Source organism: Micromonospora sp. CA-259024 (assembly GCF_050936255.1).
Lineage (GTDB): Bacteria > Actinomycetota > Actinomycetes > Mycobacteriales > Micromonosporaceae > Micromonospora.
In genome coordinates, this window is record NZ_JBNJND010000001.1 from 3,098,085 (window position 1) to 3,120,642 (window position 22,558).

Consider the following 22,558-nt stretch of genomic DNA (forward strand, 5'->3'; position numbering starts at 1 on the left):
GTCCGGCGGGGACTGCCGCGGTCAGAGCCGGCAGGCGTGGATGTTCGTGACGAGGATGGCGCGGGCGCCCAGCTCGTACAGCTCGTCCATGATGCGGTGGACATCGTCGCGGAGCACCATCGCCTGCACCGCCACCCAGCCCTCGCGGTGCAGCGGCGACACGGTGGGCGACTCGATGCCCGGGGTGAGCCCGCTGGCGCGGTCCAGCAGACCGGCCGGCACGTCGTAGGCGAGCATCACGTAGCGGCGGGCCACCAGCACACCGTGCAGGCGGCGGAGCAACTGCTCGGCCTGCGGGTGTGCGGGCGCGCCGGCACGACGGACCAGCACCGCCGACGAGCGCAGCAGCGGCTCGCCGAAGACCACCAGGCCCGCCTGGCGCAGGGTGGCGCCGGTCTCCACCACGTCCGCGATCACGTCGGCGACGCCGAGGCGTACGGCGTTCTCCACCGCGCCGTCGAGGCGGATCACGTCGGCCTTGACGCCCACCTCGCCGAGGTGCCGCTCGACCAGCCCCGGGTACGCGGTGGCGATGCGGTGCCCGCCCAGGTCCCGTACGGAGGCGATGTCGTCGGGGCGGGCGGCGAAGCGGAAGGTGGCCTGACCGAAGGCGAGGTCGACGACCTCCTCGGCCGGCGCGGCCGAGTCGATCAGCAGGTCCCGGCCGGTGATCCCGAGGTCGAGGTCACCGGAGCCGACGTAGGTGGCGATGTCCTTGGGGCGCAGGTAGAAGAATTCGACGTCGTTGGCCTCGTCCCGGCAGACGAGGTCCTTGGGGTCGGTGCGCTGGCGGTAGCCCGCCTCGCGCAGCATCTGGGCGGCCGGCTCGGCCAGGGTGCCCTTGTTGGGAATGGCGACACGCAGCATGACGGAGTGCTCCTTCGATCCGGATGGCGATCAACGGGTGGGGGCACTCACAGATGTCGGTAGACGTCCTTCAGCTCGAGACCGCTGGCGAGCATCAGCACCTGGACCTGGTAGAGCAGCTGGGAGATCTCCTCGGCGGTGCGCTCCGGCCCCTCGTGCTCGGCGGCCATCCACGACTCGGCCGCCTCCTCGACGACCTTCTTGCCGATGAAGTGCACCCCCTTGTCCAGGGCGGCGACGGTGCCCGAGCCCGGGGTGCCGGCGGAGGCCTTGGCCTGCAGCTCGGCGAACAACTCCTCGAACGTCTTCACGGGAGACGATTCTTCCAGCCGGCCGACCGACACCCCGCGTCCGGGTCCGCCGGTACCCATCCAGCGGACATCGACGCGGCGATTCCCTATCGACATGGTGGGTCAATCTTCGATCGACCCTCATCGAGCTTTACGCTGTCCGCCATGGCCAGCAGCTCACGTCTCCTCGCGCTCACCCTCGCCGGCGCCGCTGTCGTAGCCACCGCCGGGTGCGCGCCCCAGGAGGACAAACCGACCCCCACCGTCACCGCATCACCGTCCTGCACCAGGGACAGCCTGCCCACCCGTACGCCGGGCAAGCTCACCATCGCCACCGACCAGCCCGCGTACGAGCCGTGGTTCTCCGAGGACAAACCGGACAACGGCGAGGGCTTCGAATCCGCCGTCGCGTACGCGGTGGCCGAGAACCTCGGCTACGCCCGCGGCGACGTCACCTGGACCCGGGTCAAGTTCAACGCCGCGATCGCGCCGGGGCCGAAGACCTTCGACTTCGACATCAGCCAGTTCTCCATCACCGAAGAACGCAAGCAGGCGGTCGACTTCTCCGCGCCGTACTACCTCGTACGGCAGACCGTCATCGCGTTGAAGTCCTCGAAGATCGCCGGCCGGACCTCGTTGGCCGACCTCCGCGACGCCCGGCTCGGCGCGCAGGTGGGCACCACCAGCTACCAGGCGATCACCGACGTGATCAAGCCGACCGCCAAGCCGCAGGTCTACGACAGCAACGACGACGCCAAGAAGGCCCTGCAGAACGGGCAGCTGGACGGTCTCGTGGTGGACCTGCCGACCGCCTTCTACATCACCGGAGCGGAACTCACCGACGCGGTGATCGTCGGGCAGGTGCCGCAGGTCGGCACGCCCGAGGCGTTCGGGTTGCTGCTCGACAAGAACTCGCCGCTGACCTCCTGCGTGACCGGCGCGGTCGGCCAGCTCAGCGAGGCGGGCACGCTGAACCAGTTGGAGCAGAAGTGGCTCGCGCAGGTGGCGGGGGCCACCGAGCTGCGGTGACCCTTCTGGATCACGTTCCCTCCGAGGCGCAGCTGCGGCGGTCGGCGTACCGGCGTCGGCAGACCGTCTACAGCGTGCTGGTCGCGGCCTCGTCCACGGCGGCGCTCGGCACACTGCTGGTCATCGCGGTGACCGGTGCACCCGGTTGGGACCGGGTCCGGCAGTCGTTCCTGGACCCGGAGATCGCCCGGGACGCGCTGCCGGCGGTGCTGAGCGGGCTCTGGCTCAACGTGCGACTGCTGGTCTGCTGCGCGGCCGGCGCGCTGGTGCTCGGGCTGGTGATCGCGGTGCTGCGGACGCTGCGCGGCCCGATCTTCTTCCCGGTCCGGGCACTGGCCGCCGGGTACACCTACACCTTCCGCGGCCTGCCGCTGATCATCGTGCTCTACCTGCTCACCCTGGGCGTGCCCGGGCTGCGTCTACAGGGCATGCCGCCGGTGCTGGTGCTCGGTGGGCTCGCTCTGGTCCTCACCTACGGCGGTTACCTCGCCGAGGTGTTCCGGGCCGGCATCGAGTCGGTGCATCCCAGCCAGCTCGCCGCGGCCCGCTCGCTGGGCCTGACCTACCGGCAGACGATGCGGCACGTGGTCCTGCCACAGGCCGTCCGCCGGGTCGCGCCGCCCCTGCTCAACGACGTGGTGGCGTTGCAGAAGGACGTCGGGCTGGTCTCGCTCGCCGGGCCGATCGACGCGGTCCGCGCCGCCCAGATCGCCACCGCCCAGTCGTTCAACTACACACCGTACGTCGTCGCGGGGGTGCTGTTCGTGCTCCTCGCGATCCCGCTGATCGCGGTCACCGACTGGGTGACGCTGCGCGCGGCCCGCCGACAGTCGGGAGGCTGAGCATGGAACTGCTGCGCTGCCGGGGCCTGCGCAAGGAGTTCGCCGGTCATATCGTGCTCGACCAGCTCGATCTGACCGTCGCCGAGCACCGGGTGGTGGCCCTGATCGGTGCGTCCGGGTCCGGCAAGTCCACCCTGCTGCGGTGTGTGAACCTGCTGGAGGACCTCGACGACGGCACCATCGAGCTGGACGGGGAGGACATCTCCGATCCCCGCGTGGACCCGGACCGGGTCCGCCGGCGGATCGGCCTGGTGTTCCAGGCGTACAACCTCTTCCCGCACCTGAGCGTGTTGGACAACATCACCCTCGCGCCGCGCCGCGTACACCGGCGGGCCCGGGCGGAGGCCGAGGCGCAGGCCCGGGACCTGCTCGACCGGGTGGGGCTCGGCGCCAAGGCGGACGCCTACCCGGACCGGCTCTCCGGCGGGCAGCAGCAGCGGGTGGCGATCGTCCGGGCGCTGGCGAACTCACCTCGACTGATGCTGCTCGACGAGGTCACCTCCGCGCTGGACCCGGAACTCGTCGGTGAGGTGCTGACGATGATCCGGGACCTGAAGGCCGACGGTATGACCATGGTGCTGGCCACCCACGAGATGGGCTTCGCGCGGGAGGTCGCCGACGAGGTCTGCTTCCTCGACGCGGGGCGGGTCATCGAGAGCGGCCCGCCCGAGCAGGTGCTCGGCGAGCCGACCCAGCCTCGTACCCGGCAGTTCCTCCACCGGATCATCGAGGCCGGTCGCCTCTGACGAAAAGGTCAGCCGCCGAAGCCGACCCGCTGGGCGTTGCCCGCGGCCACGGCCCGGACGGCCAGCGCCGCGTCGAGGGCCGCCACGGTGGCCGCCCATCCCTTGTCCTCCGCCGAGCCGGGCAGACCGGCCCGGTCCCGGGCCTGCTCGATGGTCTCCACGGTCAGCACCCCGTGCGCCACCGGCTTGCCCTCGTCCAGCGCCACCCGGGTCAGCCCGTCGGTGACCGAGCGGCAGACGTACTCGAAGTGGGCGGTGGCACCGCGGACCACCACGCCGAGAGCGACCACCACGTCGCAGCGACGCGCGAGGGCCTGGGCGACCACCGGCAGCTCGACCGAGCCGGCGACCCGGGCGACCACGGAGCGCGCCCCGCACGCCTCGGCGGCCGCCACCGCACGCTCCAGCATGTGGTCGGTCAGGTCGCCGTGCCAGCGGGCGGCGACCACCCCTACGGTCAGCCCCGCGGCGTCCACCGCGTCGACTCCCGGCTCACCGAAACCCGCCATCGTCATGCTCCGATCTCGTCGTTGGCGACCGGACGCCCCAGCGGCGCCTCGGACACCTCGTCCAACTCGTCCAGCAGGTGACCCATCCGGTCCCGCTTGGTGCGCAGGTAGCGCAGGTTCTCCGGGTGCGCGCCGGCCGGTAGCCCCTCCCGGCCGGTGATGGTCAGCCCGTACCCCTCCAGCCCGGCCCGCTTGGCCGGGTTGTTGGTCAGCAGCCGCATCGAGCGCACGCCCAGGTCGTAGAGGATCTGCGCGCCCGTGCCGTAGTCGCGGGCGTCGGCCGGTAGGCCCAGGTCGAGGTTGGCGTCGACGGTGTCGCGGCCCAGATCCTGCAACTGGTACGCCTGCAGCTTGTGCAGCAGTCCGATGCCGCGCCCCTCGTGTCCGCGTACGTAGAGCACCACGCCCCGGCCCTCCCGCGCGACCCGGGCCAGCGCGGCGTCCAACTGCGGGCCGCAGTCGCAGCGCAGTGAGCCGAACACGTCCCCGGTGAGGCACTCGGAGTGCACCCGGACCAGCACGTCCTGGCCGTCGCCGAGGTCGCCCAGCACCATCGCGATGTGCTCGGCCGGGTCGTGCTCGGCGCGGTAGCCGAGTGCCCGGAACACCCCGTGCCGGGTGGGCATCCGGGCGTCGGCGACCAACTCGACCTGCTTCTCGGTGCGCCGCCGGTAGGCGATCAGGTCGGCGATGGTGATCAGGGTGAGGCCGTGCTCGGCGGCGAACTTCTCCAGGTCCGGCAACCGCATCATGGTGCCGTCGTCGTTGACGAGCTCGCAGAGACCGCCGGCCGGCCGCAGCCCCGCCATTCGGGTCAGGTCGACAGCCGCCTCGGTGTGCCCGGGACGGCGCAACACCCCGCCCTCCTTGGCGCGCAACGGCAGGACGTGACCCGGGCGCACCAGATCGGCCGGACCGGTGGATGGGTTGCCCAGCAGCCGGGTGGTGTGCGCGCGATCGGCGGCCGAGATGCCCGTGGTGACGCCCTCACGGGCGTCCACGGTGACGGTGTACGCGGTGCCGGTCCAGTCCTGGTTCTGGTGCACCATCTGCGGCAACGCGAGCCGGTCGCAGTCGGCGCTGGTCAGCGCGACGCAGAGGTAGCCCGACGTGTACCGGATGGTGAACGCCAGCAGCTCCGGCGTGGCCAACTCGGCCGCGAAGATCAGGTCGCCCTCGTTCTCCCGGTCCGCGTCGTCGACCACGACGACCGGCCGGCCGGCGGCGATCTCCGCGACCGCCTGCTCGATGCTCCCGAAGCTGGTCATGCCACGGCCTCCGTGTAGATGGGTGTACGGGCGGCGGCCGGCCGGGTGGCGCGCGAGGTGCGCCACCAGGCGGCGAAGCCCCAGACGCAGAGGGCGCCGTAGATCAGGTACATGACCGCCGACGGGTAGAACCCGCCGCGCAACAGCAGTGGCACGCCGACCGCGTCCACCGCGATCCAGAGCAGCCAGAACTCCACCCAGCCGCGGGCCATGCCGTACGTGGCCAGCAGGCTTCCGGTGAGGATCCAGGCGTCGGGCAGCGGACCCCACGAGCCCAGCGCCGCGAGCACCGGGTACGCCGCGGCGGTGCCGACGACGGCGGCCAGCAGCATCACCAGTCGCTCCCGCCCGGTGGCCCAGCGCGGCACGACCGCCGCCTGCCCCGCGTCGCCGCGACGGTTCCGCTGCCAGCGCCACCAGCCGTAGACGCTGACCGCGAAGAAGAACACCTGTCGGCCGGCCTGCCCGTACAGGTCGTGTTCCTGCGGGGTGGCGAACACCCCGCCGAGGAAGACGGTGAGCAGCAGCGCGTTACCGACCATGCCCACCGGCCAGGCCCAGACCAGCCGGCGCAGGCCGAGCAGCGCGGAGACCAGCCCGAACGCGTTGCCGACGATCTCCCGGGCCAGCACCGGTGAACCGGCCACCTGCACCTGGGCGTCCAGCAGCCAGCTGAGCGGGCCCATCAGGCCACCTCGCCGGCGGCGTTGCCGACCCGGACGCCGAGCAGCCGCTCGACGTACTTGGCCAGCACATCGACCTCAAGGTTGACCGGGTCGCCGACGCCCCTCGCGCCGAGCGTGGTCAGCTTGAGGGTGGTCGGGATCAGCCCGACGGCGAACTCGTCCGCGCCCACCTCGGCCACGGTCAGCGAGACGCCGTCGATGGTGATCGAGCCCTTCTCCACCACATACCGGGCCAGGTCGGCGGGCAGCCGGAACCGGACGGTCTCCCACTGCTCGGCCGGTTCCCGGGAGATCAGCTCACCGACGCCGTCCACGTGGCCCTGCACCAGGTGCCCGCCGAGCCGGCTGCCGAGCGCGGCGGCCCGCTCCAGGTTCACCGGGTCGCCGGGACGCAGCGCGCCGAGCGCGGAACGGCGCAGCGTCTCCCCCATCACGTCGGCGGTGAAGACCCCGTCGGCCACGTCCACGACGGTCAGGCAGACGCCGTTGACCGCGATGGAGTCGCCGTGCCGGGCGTCGGAGGTGACCAACGGGCCGCGTACGGCGACCAGCGCCGAATCGCCCGCCGTGGACGTCACCCGGACGATCTCGCCCAACTCCTCGATAATGCCGGTGAACATGTCAGCCCTCCCTTTTGCGGGGCAAAGCGGTAATCCGCAGATCCGGACCGATCTGCGTAACGTCGACGAACTCCAGATCGATGGCCTCAGCGATGGTGGTCACTCCCGCGTCGACCAGGGCGGTCGGGCCGGCGCCGAGCAGCCGGGGCGCGACGTACCCGATGATCTTGTCAACCAGGCCGGCCTCCAGGAACGCGCCGGCCAGCCGGGGGCCACCCTCCAGCAGCACCGCGCGGACCCCGCGCTGGTGCAGCGCCGCGAGCAGCGCCGACAGGTCGACCCGGCCGTCCGTGCCGGCGCCGACCTCCTCGGCGGTCGCGATCCAGGTCCGCGCGGCGCCGTCGCGGACCCGGGCGTCAGCCGGGGTACGCCCCGAGCTGTCCACCACCACCCGCAGCGGCTGCCGGATGGCGAGGCTGCCGTCGCGCAGGTTGCGGGCGGTCAGCCGAGGGTCGTCGGCGAGCACGGTGCCCACCCCGGCGATGACCGCGTCGACAGTGCCGCGCAGCGCGTGCACGTCGATCCGGGCCGCCTCCGAGGTGATCCACATGCTGGTGCCGTCCGCCGCGGCGGAGCGTCCGTCGAGCGTGGCGGCGTACTTCCAGATCACGTACGGCCAGCCCCGGCGCATCGAGGTCAGCCACGCGACGTTGCCGGCCTCGGCCTCGTCACCGCGTACCCCCAGGTCGACCCGGACCCCGGCGGCGCGCAGGGTGGCGGCGCCCCCGGAAGCCACCGGGTTGGGGTCGGGTACGGCGATGACCACCCGGCCCACCCCGGCCTGGACGAGCGCGGAACTGCAGGGGCCGGTGCGACCGGTGTGGTTGCACGGCTCCAGAGTGACGACCGCGGTACCGCCCTTGGCCCGCTGCCCGGCCTGCGCCAGGGCGACGATCTCGGCGTGCGGCCCGCCGGCGTACGCGTGGAAGCCCTCACCCACGACCTGGCCGTCCTCGTCCAGCAGCACGCAACCGACCACCGGGTTGGGGCTGGTGGTGCCGAGTCCGCGTGCCGCCAGCTCGATCGCACGCCGCATCGCCTCATCAACGGAGACGCTGGCCATCGCCCTGCCCCTGCCCTCTCACTCGCCGGTCCGCGCGCGGGCGGTCAGGGAGGCTGCGGCCATGGGGCCACGGGCAGGCGGAGGCGGATCCGGGAACGGCACAGCCGCCCCCGGGGGGTCGGCACGGCACGCTGAAGACAGCGGCCGGCTCGGACCCGTCCGTCCCGCGCGCTGTCTCCCATCCGGACTGTCTGGGCGCGGACGAACCGCCCCCAACCGTCGGCCCCGGATTTTCACCAGGTCCACCGGGCGGCAAGCCGTCCGGGTCGCGGGCTGACCACGGTTGGACCGTGGATCACCGCCGGTTCGGAATTTCACCGAGTCCCGCCAGCGCGTGGTGGGTACACCGGAAGTCTTACACGCCGATCCGGGTGCTCCGCTACCTAGGCGAGCTACTTCACAGCGGGATCACGCGTCAGGTGACGCCACGGCGCCGGTCCACCGCCACGTACGAGCCCGGCTGACTCTTGGCCACCGTCTTCATCTCCGAGGCCACCGCGATCGCCTCGAGGGGGTCGGTGAACCGCTTGCCGGCGTCGGAGAGGGACACCCCGATGGAGAGCGTGACGAGGGCGGCGCGACGGACGGTGCCGCGCCGGTCCTTCAGCTCCACGAAGCCCCGCTCCCGGTCGGTCGCGTCGTAGAGCGTGTCGGCCGACTTCTCGAAGTCGACCACCGCCCGGGACGTCAGCGGGCGTACCTGGTCCGGGGCGCAGACGATGACGAAGTCGTCGCCGCCGACGTGGCCGAGGAACGCCGGCGGCAGCCCGACCGCCACCACCGCCCGGTGCAGGCTGCGGGCCAGCGCGGAGATGAAGTCGTCGCCGCGGACGAAGCCGTACCGGTCGTTGACGCTCTTGAACCGGTCGATGTCGATGTAGCCGACCGCGTAGTCCACGCCGTGCCGGACCCGGTCGCTGATCTCCCGACGGATCCGGCTGTTGCCGGGCAGCCCGGTCAGCGGGGAGACCTCCCGGAACTCCTTGTTGCGCCGCAGCGTGGACGAGACCCGGGCGATCAGCTCGGCGGTGTCGAACGGCTTGACCAGGTAGTCGTCCGCCCCGGCGCTGAGCCCGTGCACCTTGTCGACGGTCATGCCCTTGGCCGTCAACATGATCACCGGCAGGGCGGAGGTCATCGGGTCGGCGCGCAGCCGCCGGGTCAGCTCCAGCCCGTCGATCCGGGGCATCATGAGGTCGACCACCGCCAGGTCCGGCCGCTCGCGCTCGATGACCTCGAGGGCCTCCTGGCCGTCGCTGGCGTGGATCACCTCGAAGCCGTGCAGCCGCAGGTTGAACTCGACGAAACGAGCGATGTCCTCGTCATCGTCGACGACGAGGATGATGTCCTTACGGTCGCCGTCGGGGTCCACCTCAGGCCTCGGGAGCCGCGCGTTCCGCCAGCGCCCGCAGGTGCCGTACCGCCTCCGCCGGATCGGCGGCGCCATAGACGGCGGTGCCGGCCACGAACGCGTCGGCGCCCGCGGCGGCCGCCTGCTCGATGGTGTCGGCGGCGATCCCGCCATCCACCTCGATGCGCAGCTCCAGGTGCCCGGCCGACACGTGCCGGCGGGCGCTACGCACCTTGTCCAGCAACTGCGGGATGAACCGTTGCCCGCCGAAGCCCGCCTTGATCGTCATGATCAGCAGGGTGTCGAAGCTGGGCAGCAGATCCAGGTACGGCTCGATCGGAGTGTCCCGGTCGATGGCCAGGCCAGCCTTCGCACCGGCCGAGCGCAGGTCCTTGGCCAGCGCCACCGGGTCGTCGGACGCCTCCGCGTGGAAGGTGACGTTGTACGCCCCGGCGTCGGCGTAACCGGGGGCCCACCGGCGCGGATCCTCGATCATCAGGTGCACGTCGAACGGCATCGCGGTGACAGCCCGCAGGCTCTGCACCACGGGCAGACCGATGGTCAGGTTCGGCACGAAATGGTTGTCCATCACATCGACGTGCAACCAGTCCGCAGCGTCCTCGACGGCACGGACCTCTTCGGCGAGGCGGGCGAAATCGGCGGCCAGGATGCTCGGCGCGACGATCGGCGGCGGTACGGTCACCGGGCCAGTGTACGAACGTGGCCACCCACCATCCGCATCGCGCCACCTTCGGGGACGCGCTGTGATCCAGCAGTGACCGGTGGTGCAGAATTGGTCACTCCGGACCGCGAAATCCGGACGAACAGACATCAGTGGCTGGCCCATCGACGGAAACGCGACGACACTCCAACGGGGACGGTGCCGTAGGCTGCACGCCCGCCGGGGTCTCGCCGCGGGGCGCGGTGACCGGCCGCCAGCTCCCGGAAGGGCGGACGATGCGACGGTGGCTTCCAGCGCTGGTCCTGGCCGGCGTCACGACGATGCTACTGGCCAGCTGCGGGCCGGCACGGGGCGCGGACGGTGATCTCACCGACGACTGGCCGGCGCTGCGGGTCCCGAAGCCGTTCACCCCCGCCACCGACACCTGCCTGCCCCGGATCACCGCGGTCGTGCAGGCCAGCACGTACGAGACGGTGGACTGCGCACGCAACCACCTGGCCGAGGCCATCCACGTCGGCACCTTCGTCGGGCCCGACGCTCTGTCCGAGACCCGGCCCGAGCCCGGTTCGTCGGCGCTGCGTACGGCCCGCGCCGAATGCGACCAGCGGTCCCGGGAGGTGCTCGGCGGCGACTGGCACACCGCCCGGCTCACCCTGTCCCTCGCGTTGCCTTCCGTGCCCGCCTGGGCCGGCGGGGCGCGCTGGTTCCGCTGCGACCTCAGCGAGACCGGCAGCATCGACAACACCCGTCCGGTGAACCGCACCGGCAGCCTCCGCGGCGCGTTGATCGGCGACACCCCACTGACACACCGCTGCTTCGACCCGAAACTGATCGGGGACAACCTCAACTACATGGCACCGGTGCTCTGCGCCGAGCCGCACCGCGCCGAGTTCGTGGGCGTCTACCAGGAGCGCGACATGAGCTGGGCGGAGTTCAGTCGCTCGGCCGAGCAGGCGCACAAACGCTGCATGGCGTTGATCGCCGAGTTCGCGGCCGTGCCGAACAACAGCGACCTGCCGTACCGGGCCGGGTCCATCTACTACCCACCGTCGCAACGGGAGTGGGAGGAGGGTGACCGTGGCGTGCGCTGTTTCCTGTGGAGCGACGACCGCAAACTCACCCGCTCGATGCGCGGCGCCGGCCCGGAGGGACTACCCGCGATCTGAGCATCGGTGCCGTATGCTGCTGCGCCGTGGCGCTACCGACCGGCCGGGTCCGGCCGGAGGCCACCAGCGGCGGGAGGTCGGGGATGCGACGGTGGTTGGCGGCGTTCGCCGGGGGTGCGGCCCTGACCCTGGCGCTGGCCGGGTGCGGCACACCCGCCGGAGTCGACCGTGACCTCATCGACGACTGGCCGGCGCCCGTCGCGGCGCAGCAGTTCGTCCCCGAGGCTGGCGTCTGCCACCACTCCTCCCAGCAGGTCGGTTTCCTGAGCGGCTACAACCCGATGGCGTGCGCCGAGGAGCACCGGGTGGAGACCATGCACGTCGGCACGCTCACCGGCCCGGGCGCCGAGCGCAGCACGCCCCCGAAGCTCGGCTCGGTGGGTATGCGCGCCGCGCAGGCAGCGTGCGACACGGAGGTCACCAAGGCGGTCGGCGCCGACTGGCGTTCCGGGCGGCTCGGCCTGACCGTCGTGCTGCCGTCGCCGCAGGCCTGGGCGGGCGGGGCCCGCTGGTACCGCTGCGACGTCACCGAGATCGCCAGCATCGACGACACCGCGGTCGCGCCGCGCACCGGCAGCCTCCGGGGTGCGCTGGCCGGCGCGGCGCCGCCGGCGTACCGCTGCTTCGACCCGAAGCTGATCAAGGAAGAGATCGACGAGATGGTGCCGGTCTCCTGCACCGCCAAGCACCACGCCGAGTTCGTCGGGGTCTGGAAGGCCCCGGACATCAGCTACGACGAGTTCAACCGCACCATCAAGCGGACCCACCGGGCCTGCCAGACGGTGATCGCCAAGTACGCCAAGGTGCCGGACAACGCCCAGCTCGAGTTCCGGGCCGGGACGATCTACTACCAGCCGTACGAGGACGAGTGGAAGAACGGCAACCGTGGTGTGCAGTGCTTCCTGTGGATCAGCGACCGGGCCCTGACCCGCTCGATGAAGAACGCCGGCACCAAGGGCCTCCCGGTCACCTGAACCACCGCGCATCCGGCCGGTCGGACGACCGGCCGGATGCGCGTCACCTCAGCCTCGACGCAGGACGGCGAGGAACATCGCGTCCGTGCCGTGCCGGTGCGGCCAGAGCTGCACCGTCGGCCCGTCACCCAGACCCGGCATGCCGGCGGGCAGCAGCGGCCGGGCGTCGACGAAGTCCACCGCCACCCCGCTACGGCGGGCCGCCTCGGTCACCGTCACATGCGTCTCCACGGTGTGCGGCGAGCAGGTGACATAGGCGACCAGGCCACCCGGGCGGACCGCCCGCAAGGCCGCGCCGAGCAGCTCCCGTTGCAGCCGGGTCAGCGGTGGCAGGTCGGACGGTTGGCGGCGCCAGCGCGACTCCGGTCGGCGGCGCAGTGAGCCCAGCCCGGTGCACGGGGCATCCACCAGCACCCGGTCGAAGTGCTGCTCCGGCAGCTTCGGGTCGCCGCCGACGTCACGGCCGTCCATGGTCAGCACGGCCACCGGCAGGTCCCGGGTCGCCAGGGAGACCAGCCGCGCGCGGTGCTCGGCCACCTCCACCGCGGTCACCCGGGCACCACGCTGCGCGGCCAGCGCGCCGAGCAGCCCGGCCTTGCCGCCCGGGCCGGCGCACAGGTCCAGCCAACGCCCGTCCGGGCCGTCCAGTGGCGCGTCGGCGAGTGCGGCGGCCACCAGCTGAGAGCCCTCGTCCTGGACGTGGGCACGGCCGTCGACCACCGCCGGGATGTCGCCCGGCGCGCCGCCGGGCAGATAGACGGCGTACGGGGAGAAGGCGCCGGGCGCCCCGCCGACCTGATCGGCCAGCTCGACCGGGTCGATCAGCCCGGGCCGGGCGCACAGGTGCACCGGCGGGCGCTCGTTGTCTTCGATCAGGAGGCGGGCCGTCTCACCCAGATCGCCGCCGAGCGCCTCGGAGAAGGCCCGCACGATCCACTGCGGATGGCTGTACGCCAACGCCAGGTGCCCGACCGGGTCGGTCTCCATCGGTGGGGCGAGCTTCGCCACCCAGGCGTCCGCGTCACGGGTGGACACCTCGCGCAGCACCGCGTTCGCGAAGCCGGTGGCGCCGGGCGCGACCGAACGGACCAGGTCCACCGTCGACGAGACCGCCGCGTGCGGCGGCACCCGGGTGTGCAGCAGTTGGTACGCCCCGAGCCGCAGCGCGTCGCGTACCGGCGGGTCGATCCGGGCCACGTCCCGGCCGGCCGCGTCGGTCAGGATCGCGTCCAACGTGCCCAGGTGGCGCAGGGTGCCGTAGGTCAGCTCGGTGGCGAAGGCCGCGTCCCGGCCGAACAGCCCCTCCTCCCGCAGGATGATGGGCAGCACCAGATTCGCGAACGCGTCGTCGCGGTGCACCGCCGCCACCGCCTCGTACGCCGCGCGACGCGGCCGGTCCAGTGGTGGCCGGACCGGACGGCGGTCCCCGCCACGACCGGCCGACGGGCCGGAGCGCGTCGGGCGTGTCCCCTCCGGGGCCGTCACGCGAAGTCCTCGCCGGTGCCGACCCGGACGCCACGCGCCCAGTCGGTCGCGGCCATTGCCCGCTTACCGGCGGCACGGACCTCACCGAGGCACACCGGCACGGTCGCCGTTCCGGCCAGCACCCGCGACTTCTCCACCAGCAACTCCCCCGGCTTCAACTCTGGACCGTCGGGCACCGGCACGACCGGGCCGAGCTTCACCCGCTCGCCCCGGAACGTGGTCCAGGCACCCGGGGCCGGGGTGCAGGCCCGCAGCCGGCGATCCACCGCGAAGGCCGGGTCGCCCCAGCGCACCCGGGCGTCGTCCACGGTCAGCTTCGGTGCCAGCGACACCCCGTCGGCGGGCTGCGGCTCGGCCCGGGCGGTGCCGTCGGCGATCGCGTCCAGCACCGCCACCAGCAACCCGGCACCGGAGTCGGCGAGCCGCTCCAGCAGGTCACCCGAGGTGTCGGTGGCGCGGATCTCGTCGGTCAGGGTGCCGTACACCGGGCCCGTGTCCAGGCCCTGCTCCAACTGGAAGACGCTGGCCCCGGTCAGCTCGTCACCGTGCAGCACCGCGTGCTGCACGGGGGCGGCGCCCCGCCACGCGGGCAGCAGGGAGAAGTGCAGGTTGATCCAGCCGTACCGGGGGATCTCCAGGGCCGCCGGCGGCACCAGCGCGCCGTAGGCGACCACCGGCACGCAGTCCGGTGCGAGCTCGCGCAGCCGGTCGAGGAACTCGGGGTCGCGGGGGCGGGCCGGCGTCAGCACCTCGACGCCCCGCTCGTCGGCCCACTCGCCGACCGGGGAGCGGGACAGGCCCCGTCCGCGCCCGGCGGGCGCGTCGGGCCGGGTGACCACGGCGACCAACTCGTGCCGGGAGGCGGCGACGGCGGCCAGGGCGGGAACGGCGACGGCCGGCGTACCGGCGAAGATCACACGCATCCGGGTCACCGCCCCAGACCGAAGGGGCTGTCCGCGCCGTGCGGGTTGACCTTGACCGTGGGCGGGGCGGACGCGTCGTACCACTCGGCCTGGCGGATCGCCTTCATCGCCTCCTTGCGAGCGGCGGCGTCGAGCCGGTCCAGGAAGAGCACACCGTCGAGGTGGTCGGTCTCGTGTTGCACACAGCGGGCCATCAGGCCGGTGCCGACGATCTGCAACGGGTCGCCGTAGCCGTTGAAGCCCTTGGCGATGACGTTCTGGCGGCGCTTGGTGTCGAAGTAGAGCCCGGGGATGGACAGGCAGCCCTCCGGGCCGTCCTGCTCCTCCTCGTCGGGGAATTCGAGCACCGGGTTGACCAGGTGCCCGAGCACGTCGTCGACGTCGAAGGCGAACACCCGCAGGCCCACACCGAGTTGCGGAGCGGCCAGACCCGCGCCGTTCTGCTCACGCATCGTGTCGGTCAGATCGGCGATGAGCCGACGCAGCTCGACATCGAAATCGACCACCGGATCGGCCGGCGTGCGCAGCACCGGATCCCCAAACAGACGGATGGGCTGGACGGTCACGCGGGATGGCTCCTTCATGGGTGGGACGAGCGGTGCCGTACCAGTCTACGGAGTGCCCGGCTGCGCGCCGGCCGGCGTACCTCGATCGGCCACCGCCGGTGTGCCCAGCGTCACCGGAATGCTCTCGTAACCACGCAGCGTGAGCCGGGTGCGGTGCCGGGGCGCCTCGGCCAGGGCCAGCTCGGGCAGGCGGCGCAGCAGCATCGGGAAGGCCAACCGCGCCTCCAGCCGGGCCAGACCGGCGCCGAGGCAGTAGTGCGGGCCGGCACCGAAGGACAGCGGGTGGGCCTGGTCACGGGTCGGGTCGAAGCGCTGCGGGTCGAGGAACCGCCGTGGGTCCCGGTTGGCCGCGCCGAGCAGCAGCAGCGTCGTACTCCCGGCTGGCAGGTCGAGCCCACCGCAGGCAACCGGCGCGGTGCTGGTCCGGGTGGTCAACTGCACCGGGGAGTCGTAGCGCAGCAGCTCCTCGACGTACGCCGGGGCGAGGTCGGGATCGGCGCGCAGCGCGGCGGCGGCCTCGGGGTGACCCAGCAGCACGACAAGACCGTTACCGAGCAGGTTGGTGGTGGTCTCGAAGCCGGCCACCAGCAGCACCACCAGGTTGGCCAGCAACTCGGCGCCGGTGAGCCGGTCACCGTCGGCGTCGTGCACCTGGACCAGCGCGGTGGTCAGGTCGTCGGCCGGCGTACGACGCCGGGCGACGACCAGCTCGACGAAGTAGTCGCGCAGCTCGGTGGCGCCAGCGTCGGCGACGGCCAACTCCTCCACGGTGATCTCCGGCTCCAGCACCCCGGTCAGGTCACCGGCCCAACGGCGGAACAGCGGCCGGTCCGCCGCCGGCACACCGAGCAGCGCGCAGATCACACCCACCGGCAGCGGGTACGCGAAGTCGGCCAGCACGTCGACCGGCGCCCCGCTCTCGGCCCGGGCCACCATCGAGTCGAGCAGGTCCTCGGCCTGGGCGCGCACCACGTCCCGCATCCCGGCGATCCGGCGCGGGCTGAACGCGCCGGAGGCGAGCCGACGCATCCGGCTGTGATCGGGCGGGTTGGTCCGCAGCATGGACCGGGCGATCGACGACACCGCCGGGCTCTCCCGCCAGTTCGGCCAGACCTGGTCGCGCAGCGCGTCGTCCAGCACCCCGAGGCGCGGGTCGCGCAGCAGCTCGTCGACCTCCGGATAACCGGTCACCACGTACAGGCCGGGCATGGCCTGCACCACCGGCCCGTGCGCGCGCAGCCGCTCGTACGTCGGGTACGGGTCGACGCGCCCCTGCGGCGACATGAGCAGTGTGAGGGCCTCGGCAGCGTCCATGGCTGGCCTCCCCGTCGATGCGTCGGAGGCTCCATCATCGCGGTACCGGCCGCTCCCGGCAGCCCCTGTGGCGGGGAGGGGGCGCGGCCGGGCCCCGCGCCGGGCTCAGCCCGGCGCGGGGTACGAAATCGTCAGGCGCCGACGCTCGGATCCCCGGCGAGCACCGCGTCGCCGCGGAGCAGCGCGGGCTCGGGCAGCGGCAGCTGGATCTTGTGAGCGGCCTCCCAGTCGTAGACCAGGCCGGGGCGCACCTGGGCGGCGAAGTAGTCGATCGCGCTCATCCCACCCACCACCGGCTCGTCGACCTCGGCGACCAGTTGGGCGGGGACCAGGGAGAAGCCGTTCTGCAGAGCGGCGCTGAGCCGGCGGTGACCGTCGACGACGAAGAAGTACTCGCCGGTGAACCCGATCTTCAGCGGCTCCAGCGCCTCGTCACCGGCCTTGGCCACGTCGCCGACGAAATCGGTGTCCCACAGACCCCGCAGGGTCGCGATGTCCTCGGTCGGGTAGACCCGGGCCGGGTCCAGCAGCAGCAGCGGCGGCCCGTCGCGCAGCACCTCGGCGCCGAGTGTGCCCTCGTACGCGGCGATGATGTGCTCGATCACCTCGTCGGCGGAGGCCCGGGTGGTGTCGCAGATCAGGTCGTAGTTGCGCAGCCGGGCCTTGTCCACCCCGTAACGGATGATGAACCGGCTGCGCTCGCTCGCGCTGCGCTCCCGCAGCTTGGCCTTGGCCTCCTCCAGGGAGGCGTAGCTCTCCGCCGGCCCGGAGGGGCGGGCGAGCACCCGGCGGGCCGCCTCGCCCGGCTCGGTGATCATGTGGACCTTGAGCGCGTCGGTGAAGAAGTGCCAGGCCAGCCGGGAGTCCATGATCAGGTGCTCACCGGAGGCGGCGATGTCCCGTTGCAGCTGGTCGACGTAGCCGTCGACGGCCTGGTCGAGCTCGGCGTGCAGGTTGAGCTGCAGAGCGGTCATCTGCCGCTGCTGCGCCATTTCCCGGTAGAGGTCACCCACACTGACCCGGCGCATCCCGAGCCGCTTGGCGATCTCCACCGACACGGTGCTCTTGCCGCTGCCGAGGTCGCCGTTGAAGACGATCGATTGTCGAACGGTCACGACTGGCCCACCCCTGATAACCGGCTGTTTGACATCATCGACATCGCGTCCGACCGAGGCGTTCCCGCCACCGTCGTGCCACCGCGGCGACTCCAGCTCGGCCCACCCGTCTGACGCCGTGCCGTGACCTGGAGCCGTCGTACGCCCGGGCATGACGGGCGATGCTACCACTCTGCCGCCAGCGCTTTGCCGGACGCGGTGTGCGAGGGCCACCCCCGCGGACCAGGTCAGCCCGGCGTCGGTGGCGCCGGGAACGGTCAGAACAGGCTCAGCGGATCGACCTGGAGACGGACCGGATCGGCGGCCTTGCGGGCGGCGCGCGCCCCGGCGGCCGAGTGCAGCGCCTCGGCGAGCGCGGCAGCCCGGGCCCGGGGCACCCGGAGCAGCATCCGCTCCCGACCCTCCTCGGCCGGCACCGGCCCGAGCACCTCGGCGTCGTCGGGCAGCCGGGCCGCGGCGAGCAGGTCCGCCACCGCCTCGGCCGGGCCGGTGACGCTCGCCATCCGTACGGCCGGGGGGAAGCCCAGCTCCCGGCGCTCGGCCAACTCCCGGCCGGCGAACCAGGCGGCGTCCCAGCGCAGCAGCGCCTGCACCGGGGCGAGCGCACCGTCGGCGACCACCACCACGCGTCCGGCCGGTGCCGGGCGGGCCAGGGCCGCCGCCGCCAGCCAGCGGCGCAGCGCCTCCTCGCCGGCGCGCAGGTCGGCCCGGGTCAGCAGCGCCCACGAGTCGAGCAGCAGCACCGCCCCGTAGCCGCCCTCGGCGACCGGCTCGGCGCCGGGCGTGGCCACCACCAGGGCCGCGCCGCCGGGCACGTCGGTCAGCACCTCCTCGCGCCCCGAGGTACGCACCGGCACGCCGGGGAACGCCCGGCCCAGCTCCTCGGCGGTCCGTCGGGCGCCGGTCACCGCGGCCCGCAGCCGCCGCCCACCGCACTCCGGGCACGCGTACGCGGCGGCCACCCGGGCGCACCACCGGCACGCCGGGGTGCCACCGGCCGAGGGCAGCGCGAGCGGGCCGGCGCAGTGCGCGCAGCGGGCCGGGGTGCGGCACTCGGCGCAGGAGATCGAGGGCAGATAGCCGCGCCGGGGCACCTGCACCAGCACCGGCAGGTCCTGCCGGAGGGCGTCGCGGGCGGCCGTCCAGGCCAGGCTGGGCAGCCGGGCGGTGGCGGCCCCGGGGTCGCGGGCCAGTTGTGGGTCGTCGCCGGTCGGCGCGATGGCCGGGATACGGGCCCGCACGGTCGCCCGGTCGGCGACCACCTCCCGAGCCCAACCGGTCTCCAGCAGCAGTTGCGCCTCGGCGGTGCGGGCGTACCCACCGACCAGTGCGCCGGCCTCGGTGAGCTGGACGCGGGTGAGCAGCACGTCGCGGGCGTGCGGATAGGGTGCCCGGGGCTCGGAGTGCAGGTCGTCGCCGTCGTCCCAGACGGCGACGAGGCCGAGCCGGTCCACCGGGGCGAACATCGCCGCCCGGGTGCCGATCACCACCGGCACCTGCCCCCGGCGGGCGGCGAGGAACGCCCGGTAGCGCCGGGCCGGCCCGAGCGCGGCGGTCAGGCTGACGTGCCGCCCGGGGCCGAGCACACCGGTGAGTGCGGCGTCCAGCCGGTCGAGATCACGGGCGTCGGGCACCACGACCAACGCGCCGCGCCCCCCGGCGACGGTGGCCGCCACCGCGTCGGCGTAGCGGGCCGCCCAGTCCTCGCCGGGCAGCGCCGACCAGACCGCGCGGGGCGCCCGGCCGTCGGTGAGCGCGCGCAGCAGGGCCGGGCCGGTCGGGTAGTCCCGCCACCCGCGTGGGTCGACCTCGGCCTGAACGGGTGCGGGCGCGGGGACGGGCTGGTCGTCGCGGGGCTCCTTCTCCACCCGCGCGTGCCGGGGTGGCACGGCGAGCCGGAGCACGTCGGCGAGGCTGCCCGCGTACCGGTCGGCGACCGCCCGGGCCAGCCGGGCGACCTCGGGCGCCAGCACCGGCTCCGGCGAGACCACCTTCTCCAGGTACGCGAGGCGGCCGGTGTGCCCGGAGTCGTCGGCGCGCGACAGCAACCACCCGTCGACGAGCTGCCCGGCGAAGCGCACCTTCACCCGGGTGCCCGGCACCGCCACCTCGTCCAGCTCGGCCGGCACCAGGTAGTCGAACGGCCGGTCCAGGTGCGCCAGCGGGACATCCACGCAGACGCGCGCGACCGGCGACCCATCCGCGGGTCGCCGGTCGCTGCGCCTGGTGGCGGTCAGGCTCCCGCGGCCGACTTGAGGTCGGCGGCCCGGTCGGTGCTCTCCCAGGTCAGGTCCGGCAACTCACGGCCGAAGTGGCCGTACGCGGCGGTCTGCTGGTAGATCGGACGGAGCAGGTTGAGGTCCCGGATGATCGCGGCCGGGCGCAGGTCGAACACCTCGGTGACGGCCTTCTCGATCGAGGAGACCGGCACGGTCTCGGTGCCGAACGTCTCGATGAACAGGCTCACCGGGTGCGCCTTGCCGATGGCGTACGCGACCTGCGCCTCGCACCGCTCGGCCAGACCGGCGGCGACCACGTTCTTGGCCACCCAGCGCATCGCGTACGCGGCCGAGCGGTCAACCTTGGACGGGTCCTTGCCGGAGAACGCGCCGCCGCCGTGCCGGGCGTACCCGCCGTACGTGTCGACGATGATCTTGCGGCCGGTCAGCCCGGCGTCACCCATCGGGCCGCCGATCTCGAACCGGCCGGTCGGGTTGACCAGCAGCCGGTAGCCGTCGGTGTCCAGACCGAGGCTCTCCAGCTCCGGGGCGATGACGTGGTCGCGCACGTCCGGGGTGAGCAACGAGTCGAGCGAGATGTCCGCGGCGTGCTGGCTGGACACGACCACGGTGTTCAGCCGGATCGGGCGCAGCCCCTCGTACTCGATGGTCACCTGGGTCTTGCCGTCCGGCCGCAGGTACGGAATCGTGCCGTCCTTGCGGACCGCCGCGAGTCGGCGGGCCAACCGGTGGGCGAGGGCGATCGGCAGCGGCATCAGCTCGGGCGTCTCCGAGCAGGCGAAGCCGAACATCATGCCCTGGTCGCCGGCACCCTGCGCGTCCAGCGCGCTCTCCGACGCCCCGGTCCGCAGCTCGAAGGCATTGTCGACACCCTGCGCGATGTCCTCGGACTGCGCGCCGATGGAGACGCTGACCCCGCAGGAGGCACCGTCGAAGCCCTTCTTCGAGGAGTCGTAGCCGATGTCGAGGATGGTCCGGCGGACGATCGTCGGGATGTCGGCGTACGCCTTGGTGGTCACCTCGCCGGCGATGTGCACCTGGCCGGTGGTGATCATGGTCTCCACCGCCACCCGGCTGTGCGGATCCTCGGCCAGCAACGCGTCGAGGATGCCATCGCTGATCTGGTCGGCGATCTTGTCCGGGTGGCCTTCCGTGACCGATTCGGACGTGAAGAGGCGGCGTGTCACGGCACTCCTAAGCGTGTGAGGTCGTTCCGCGGCAGTCTAGTCACCACTGCGGCCGATGTCGGGACCGGTCGCGCCCTGTTCCACCCGTCAGGAGCGGCCGGGAAGCCGTGCCACGACGAGATCCCAGACGGCGTCGGCCACAGCTTCCTTGGCCTGCTCGGGCAGCTGGCTGACCGAGCCGTCCGCGCCGATGACCGTCACCGTGTTGGTGTCGGCACCGAAGACCTTGTCCGGACCGACCTCGTTGACCACGATCAGGTCGGCCCGCTTCCGGGCGAGTTTCGCCCGGCCGTTGGCCTCGGCATCGCCGGTCTCGGCGGCGAACACCACCAGCAACTGCTCCGGTCGTTTGCGCTGGCCGAGCTCCGCCGCGATGTCCGGGTTCGTGACGAGCTCGATGGTGGGCGCGACGCCATCGTCCGACTTCTTGATTTTGCCAGGCGCGTACGTCGCCGGCCGGAAATCGGCCGGAGCCGCCGCCATCACCACCGCGTCGGCCTCGACGGCGGCCTTCAGCGTCGCCTCCCGCAGCTCGGCGGTGGTGCCCACCCGGATCAGGTCGACGCCGGCGGGGTCGGAGAGGGAGACGTTGGCCGCGATCAGGGTGACCCGGGCGCCCCGGGCGACCGCCGCGCGGGCGAACGCGTAACCCTGCTTGCCCGACGAGCGGTTACCGAGGAAGCGGACCGGGTCCAGTGGCTCCCGGGTGCCACCCGCGGTGACGACCACCCGGCGACCGGCCAGGTCGGCGGGGGCGGAGGCGCCCCGGGCCAGGAGCCGACGGGCGACGGCGAAGATCTCCGCCGGGTCGGGCAGCCGGCCCTTGCCGGTGTCGACGCCGGTGAGCCGGCCGACGGCCGGGTCGATGACCCGGACACCCCGGGCCCGCAGCGTGGCGACGTTGGCCACGGTGGCCGGGTGCTCCCACATCTCGGTGTGCATGGCCGGGGCCAGCAGCACCGGGCAGCGGGCGGTCAGCAGGGTGTTGGTCAGCAGGTCGTCGGCGAGCCCGTGGGCGGCCTTGGCGAGCAGGTCGGTGGTGGTCGGCGCGACCACCACCAGGTCGGCCTGCTTGCCGAGCCGGACGTGCGGCACCTCGTGGACGTCGGTCCACACGTCGTCGGCGACCGGCTGGCCGGAGAGCGCGGCCCAGGTCGGCGCCCCGACGAACCGGAGCGCCGACGCGGTGGGCACGACCCGAACCTGATGACCCGATTCGGTGAAGAGTCGCAGCAGCTCACACGCCTTGTAGGCGGCGATGCCGCCGCCGACCCCGAGGACGATGGAGGCGGACATCGGCCGGCGAGGGCTTACGGCTGGTCGGTCGGCTCGGCGGTGAGCAAGCCCGAGTTGATCTCGCGCATGGCGATGGAGAGGGGCTTCTCCTGCGGGGTGGTCTCGACGAGCGGGCCGACGTACTCCAGCAGGCCCTCACCAAGCTGGCTGTAGTAGGCGTTGACCTGGCGCGCGCGCTTGGCGGCGAAGATGACCAGCGCGTACTTCGACGTCGTCTTCTCGAGGAGCTCGTCGATCGGCGGGTTGGTGATGCCTTCGGGGTTGGCGATGGATCCCACGAATTAACCTCTGCGTCTTTCGAGCCGCGCGGACGCGGTGCTGAGTCTCAACGGCGGCCGG

At 72.8% G+C, this 22,558-nt stretch carries 23 protein-coding genes and 1 riboswitch; of the genes, 5 read left to right on the forward strand and 18 right to left on the reverse strand.

Going from position 1 to position 22,558, the window contains the following annotated elements:
• Positions 1-21: 21 nt before the first annotated feature.
• Together hisG and ACQEUX_RS13460 are read right to left on the reverse strand one after the other, a co-directional pair.
• Entirely contained in the window at positions 22-867 is an 846-nt protein-coding gene (gene hisG / locus ACQEUX_RS13455; protein ID WP_433046419.1) for an ATP phosphoribosyltransferase, read from the reverse strand.
• A 47-nt stretch (positions 868-914) separates the two neighbouring features.
• On the reverse strand, positions 915-1,178 hold the full coding sequence (locus ACQEUX_RS13460) for a phosphoribosyl-ATP diphosphatase (RefSeq protein ID WP_433046422.1): 264 nt from the start codon (positions 1,176-1,178) through the stop codon (positions 915-917).
• A 144-nt stretch (positions 1,179-1,322) separates the two neighbouring features.
• Between ACQEUX_RS13460 and ACQEUX_RS13465 the strand changes: the two genes are divergently transcribed.
• The 3 genes from ACQEUX_RS13465 to ACQEUX_RS13475 are packed head-to-tail and all read left to right on the forward strand — an operon-like array spanning position 1,323 to position 3,774.
• Positions 1,323-2,186: an ABC transporter substrate-binding protein gene (locus ACQEUX_RS13465; RefSeq protein WP_433046425.1), complete on the forward strand. Its 864-nt coding sequence runs from the start codon at positions 1,323-1,325 to the stop codon at positions 2,184-2,186.
• Positions 2,183-3,028: an amino acid ABC transporter permease gene (locus ACQEUX_RS13470; RefSeq protein ID WP_433046428.1), complete on the forward strand. Its 846-nt coding sequence runs from the start codon at positions 2,183-2,185 to the stop codon at positions 3,026-3,028. The genes ACQEUX_RS13465 and ACQEUX_RS13470 overlap by 4 nt, the downstream gene beginning before the upstream one ends.
• A 2-nt stretch (positions 3,029-3,030) precedes the next feature.
• Entirely contained in the window at positions 3,031-3,774 is a 744-nt protein-coding gene (locus ACQEUX_RS13475) for an amino acid ABC transporter ATP-binding protein (RefSeq protein ID WP_433046431.1), read from the forward strand.
• 8 nt (positions 3,775-3,782) lie between these two features.
• Here the strand turns inward: ACQEUX_RS13475 and ribH are convergent, their stop codons facing one another.
• From ribH to rpe, 7 genes are all read right to left on the reverse strand, one after another.
• The gene (ribH, locus tag ACQEUX_RS13480) at positions 3,783-4,283 is read right to left on the reverse strand and encodes a 6,7-dimethyl-8-ribityllumazine synthase (RefSeq protein WP_433049805.1); all 501 of its coding nucleotides are present in this window, start codon (positions 4,281-4,283) and stop codon (positions 3,783-3,785) included.
• A 2-nt stretch (positions 4,284-4,285) separates the two neighbouring features.
• Positions 4,286-5,551: a bifunctional 3,4-dihydroxy-2-butanone-4-phosphate synthase/GTP cyclohydrolase II gene (locus ACQEUX_RS13485; protein WP_433046434.1), complete on the reverse strand. Its 1,266-nt coding sequence runs from the start codon at positions 5,549-5,551 to the stop codon at positions 4,286-4,288.
• Positions 5,548-6,237 (reverse strand): nicotinamide riboside transporter PnuC, encoded by a 690-nt coding sequence (pnuC, locus tag ACQEUX_RS13490; RefSeq protein ID WP_433046437.1) that lies wholly within the window; start codon positions 6,235-6,237, stop codon positions 5,548-5,550. The genes ACQEUX_RS13485 and pnuC overlap by 4 nt, the downstream gene beginning before the upstream one ends.
• Entirely contained in the window at positions 6,237-6,857 is a 621-nt protein-coding gene (locus tag ACQEUX_RS13495; protein WP_433046440.1) for a riboflavin synthase, read from the reverse strand. Before ACQEUX_RS13495 ends, pnuC begins: the two co-directional genes overlap by 1 nt.
• A gap of 1 nt (position 6,858) precedes the next feature.
• Positions 6,859-7,920, reverse strand: a complete 1,062-nt coding sequence (ribD, locus tag ACQEUX_RS13500) for a bifunctional diaminohydroxyphosphoribosylaminopyrimidine deaminase/5-amino-6-(5-phosphoribosylamino)uracil reductase RibD (RefSeq protein WP_433046443.1) — start codon at positions 7,918-7,920, stop codon at positions 6,859-6,861.
• A 166-nt stretch (positions 7,921-8,086) separates the two neighbouring features.
• A riboswitch (FMN riboswitch) is annotated at positions 8,087-8,256 on the reverse strand.
• Between the two features lie 79 nt (positions 8,257-8,335).
• Positions 8,336-9,367: a GGDEF domain-containing response regulator gene (locus ACQEUX_RS13505; protein ID WP_433046446.1), complete on the reverse strand. Its 1,032-nt coding sequence runs from the start codon at positions 9,365-9,367 to the stop codon at positions 8,336-8,338.
• Positions 9,294-9,974, reverse strand: a complete 681-nt coding sequence (gene rpe / locus ACQEUX_RS13510) for a ribulose-phosphate 3-epimerase (RefSeq protein WP_433046449.1) — start codon at positions 9,972-9,974, stop codon at positions 9,294-9,296. The genes ACQEUX_RS13505 and rpe overlap by 74 nt, the downstream gene beginning before the upstream one ends.
• 254 nt (positions 9,975-10,228) lie before the next feature.
• Here rpe and ACQEUX_RS13515 point away from each other — a divergent pair, with 254 nt between their 5' ends.
• Together ACQEUX_RS13515 and ACQEUX_RS13520 are read left to right on the forward strand one after the other, a co-directional pair.
• Positions 10,229-11,119, forward strand: a complete 891-nt coding sequence (locus tag ACQEUX_RS13515; RefSeq protein WP_433046452.1) for a septum formation family protein — start codon at positions 10,229-10,231, stop codon at positions 11,117-11,119.
• Positions 11,120-11,202: 83 nt separating this feature from the next.
• A complete protein-coding gene (locus ACQEUX_RS13520) occupies positions 11,203-12,093 on the forward strand; it encodes a septum formation family protein (protein WP_433049808.1) in 891 nt (296 codons plus the stop codon).
• A 48-nt stretch (positions 12,094-12,141) separates the two neighbouring features.
• Here the strand turns inward: ACQEUX_RS13520 and ACQEUX_RS13525 are convergent, their stop codons facing one another.
• The 9 genes from ACQEUX_RS13525 to rpoZ form a co-directional block, all read right to left on the reverse strand.
• Positions 12,142-13,620, reverse strand: coding sequence for an RsmB/NOP family class I SAM-dependent RNA methyltransferase (locus ACQEUX_RS13525; protein ID WP_433049811.1), 1,479 nt, complete (start codon positions 13,618-13,620; stop codon positions 12,142-12,144).
• Positions 13,575-14,501, reverse strand: coding sequence for a methionyl-tRNA formyltransferase (fmt, locus tag ACQEUX_RS13530; RefSeq protein ID WP_433046455.1), 927 nt, complete (start codon positions 14,499-14,501; stop codon positions 13,575-13,577). Before fmt ends, ACQEUX_RS13525 begins: the two co-directional genes overlap by 46 nt.
• Before the next feature lie 5 nt (positions 14,502-14,506).
• On the reverse strand, positions 14,507-15,067 hold the full coding sequence (def, locus tag ACQEUX_RS13535) for a peptide deformylase (protein WP_433046458.1): 561 nt from the start codon (positions 15,065-15,067) through the stop codon (positions 14,507-14,509).
• A 45-nt stretch (positions 15,068-15,112) separates the two neighbouring features.
• Complete coding sequence (locus ACQEUX_RS13540) at positions 15,113-16,381, reverse strand: cytochrome P450 (RefSeq protein ID WP_433046461.1); 1,269 nt, start codon at positions 16,379-16,381, stop codon at positions 15,113-15,115.
• Between the two features lie 131 nt (positions 16,382-16,512).
• Complete coding sequence (locus ACQEUX_RS13545) at positions 16,513-17,496, reverse strand: AAA family ATPase (protein WP_433046464.1); 984 nt, start codon at positions 17,494-17,496, stop codon at positions 16,513-16,515.
• A gap of 257 nt (positions 17,497-17,753) precedes the next feature.
• The gene (locus ACQEUX_RS13550) at positions 17,754-19,670 is read right to left on the reverse strand and encodes a primosomal protein N' (protein ID WP_433046467.1); all 1,917 of its coding nucleotides are present in this window, start codon (positions 19,668-19,670) and stop codon (positions 17,754-17,756) included.
• Positions 19,671-19,729: 59 nt separating this feature from the next.
• Positions 19,730-20,923, reverse strand: coding sequence for a methionine adenosyltransferase (metK, locus tag ACQEUX_RS13555; protein WP_347662259.1), 1,194 nt, complete (start codon positions 20,921-20,923; stop codon positions 19,730-19,732).
• 87 nt (positions 20,924-21,010) lie between these two features.
• A complete protein-coding gene (gene coaBC / locus ACQEUX_RS13560; RefSeq protein WP_433046471.1) occupies positions 21,011-22,219 on the reverse strand; it encodes a bifunctional phosphopantothenoylcysteine decarboxylase/phosphopantothenate--cysteine ligase CoaBC in 1,209 nt (402 codons plus the stop codon).
• Positions 22,220-22,233: 14 nt separating this feature from the next.
• Entirely contained in the window at positions 22,234-22,497 is a 264-nt protein-coding gene (gene rpoZ, locus ACQEUX_RS13565) for a DNA-directed RNA polymerase subunit omega (RefSeq protein WP_030335666.1), read from the reverse strand.
• Positions 22,498-22,558: the final 61 nt, after the last annotated feature.

Bases quoted from the DNA above. Each gene is read 5' to 3' on its own strand.
- hisG (WP_433046419.1), bottom strand. From the start codon at position 867: ATGCTGCGTGTCGCCATTCCCAACAAGGGCACCCTGGCCGAGCCGGCC.
- ACQEUX_RS13465 (WP_433046425.1), top strand. From the start codon at position 1,323: ATGGCCAGCAGCTCACGTCTCCTCGCGCTCACCCTCGCCGGCGCCGCT.
- ACQEUX_RS13475 (WP_433046431.1), top strand. From the start codon at position 3,031: ATGGAACTGCTGCGCTGCCGGGGCCTGCGCAAGGAGTTCGCCGGTCAT.
- ribH (WP_433049805.1), bottom strand. From the start codon at position 4,283: ATGGCGGGTTTCGGTGAGCCGGGAGTCGACGCGGTGGACGCCGCGGGG.
- ACQEUX_RS13485 (WP_433046434.1), bottom strand. From the start codon at position 5,551: ATGACCAGCTTCGGGAGCATCGAGCAGGCGGTCGCGGAGATCGCCGCC.
- pnuC (WP_433046437.1), bottom strand. From the start codon at position 6,237: ATGGGCCCGCTCAGCTGGCTGCTGGACGCCCAGGTGCAGGTGGCCGGT.
- ACQEUX_RS13495 (WP_433046440.1), bottom strand. From the start codon at position 6,857: ATGTTCACCGGCATTATCGAGGAGTTGGGCGAGATCGTCCGGGTGACG.
- ribD (WP_433046443.1), bottom strand. From the start codon at position 7,920: ATGGCCAGCGTCTCCGTTGATGAGGCGATGCGGCGTGCGATCGAGCTG.
- ACQEUX_RS13505 (WP_433046446.1), bottom strand. From the start codon at position 9,367: ATGGCGCCGCCGATCCGGCGGAGGCGGTACGGCACCTGCGGGCGCTGG.
- ACQEUX_RS13515 (WP_433046452.1), top strand. From the start codon at position 10,229: ATGCGACGGTGGCTTCCAGCGCTGGTCCTGGCCGGCGTCACGACGATG.
- ACQEUX_RS13520 (WP_433049808.1), top strand. From the start codon at position 11,203: ATGCGACGGTGGTTGGCGGCGTTCGCCGGGGGTGCGGCCCTGACCCTG.
- fmt (WP_433046455.1), bottom strand. From the start codon at position 14,501: ATGCGTGTGATCTTCGCCGGTACGCCGGCCGTCGCCGTTCCCGCCCTG.
- ACQEUX_RS13540 (WP_433046461.1), bottom strand. From the start codon at position 16,381: ATGGACGCTGCCGAGGCCCTCACACTGCTCATGTCGCCGCAGGGGCGC.
- coaBC (WP_433046471.1), bottom strand. From the start codon at position 22,219: ATGTCCGCCTCCATCGTCCTCGGGGTCGGCGGCGGCATCGCCGCCTAC.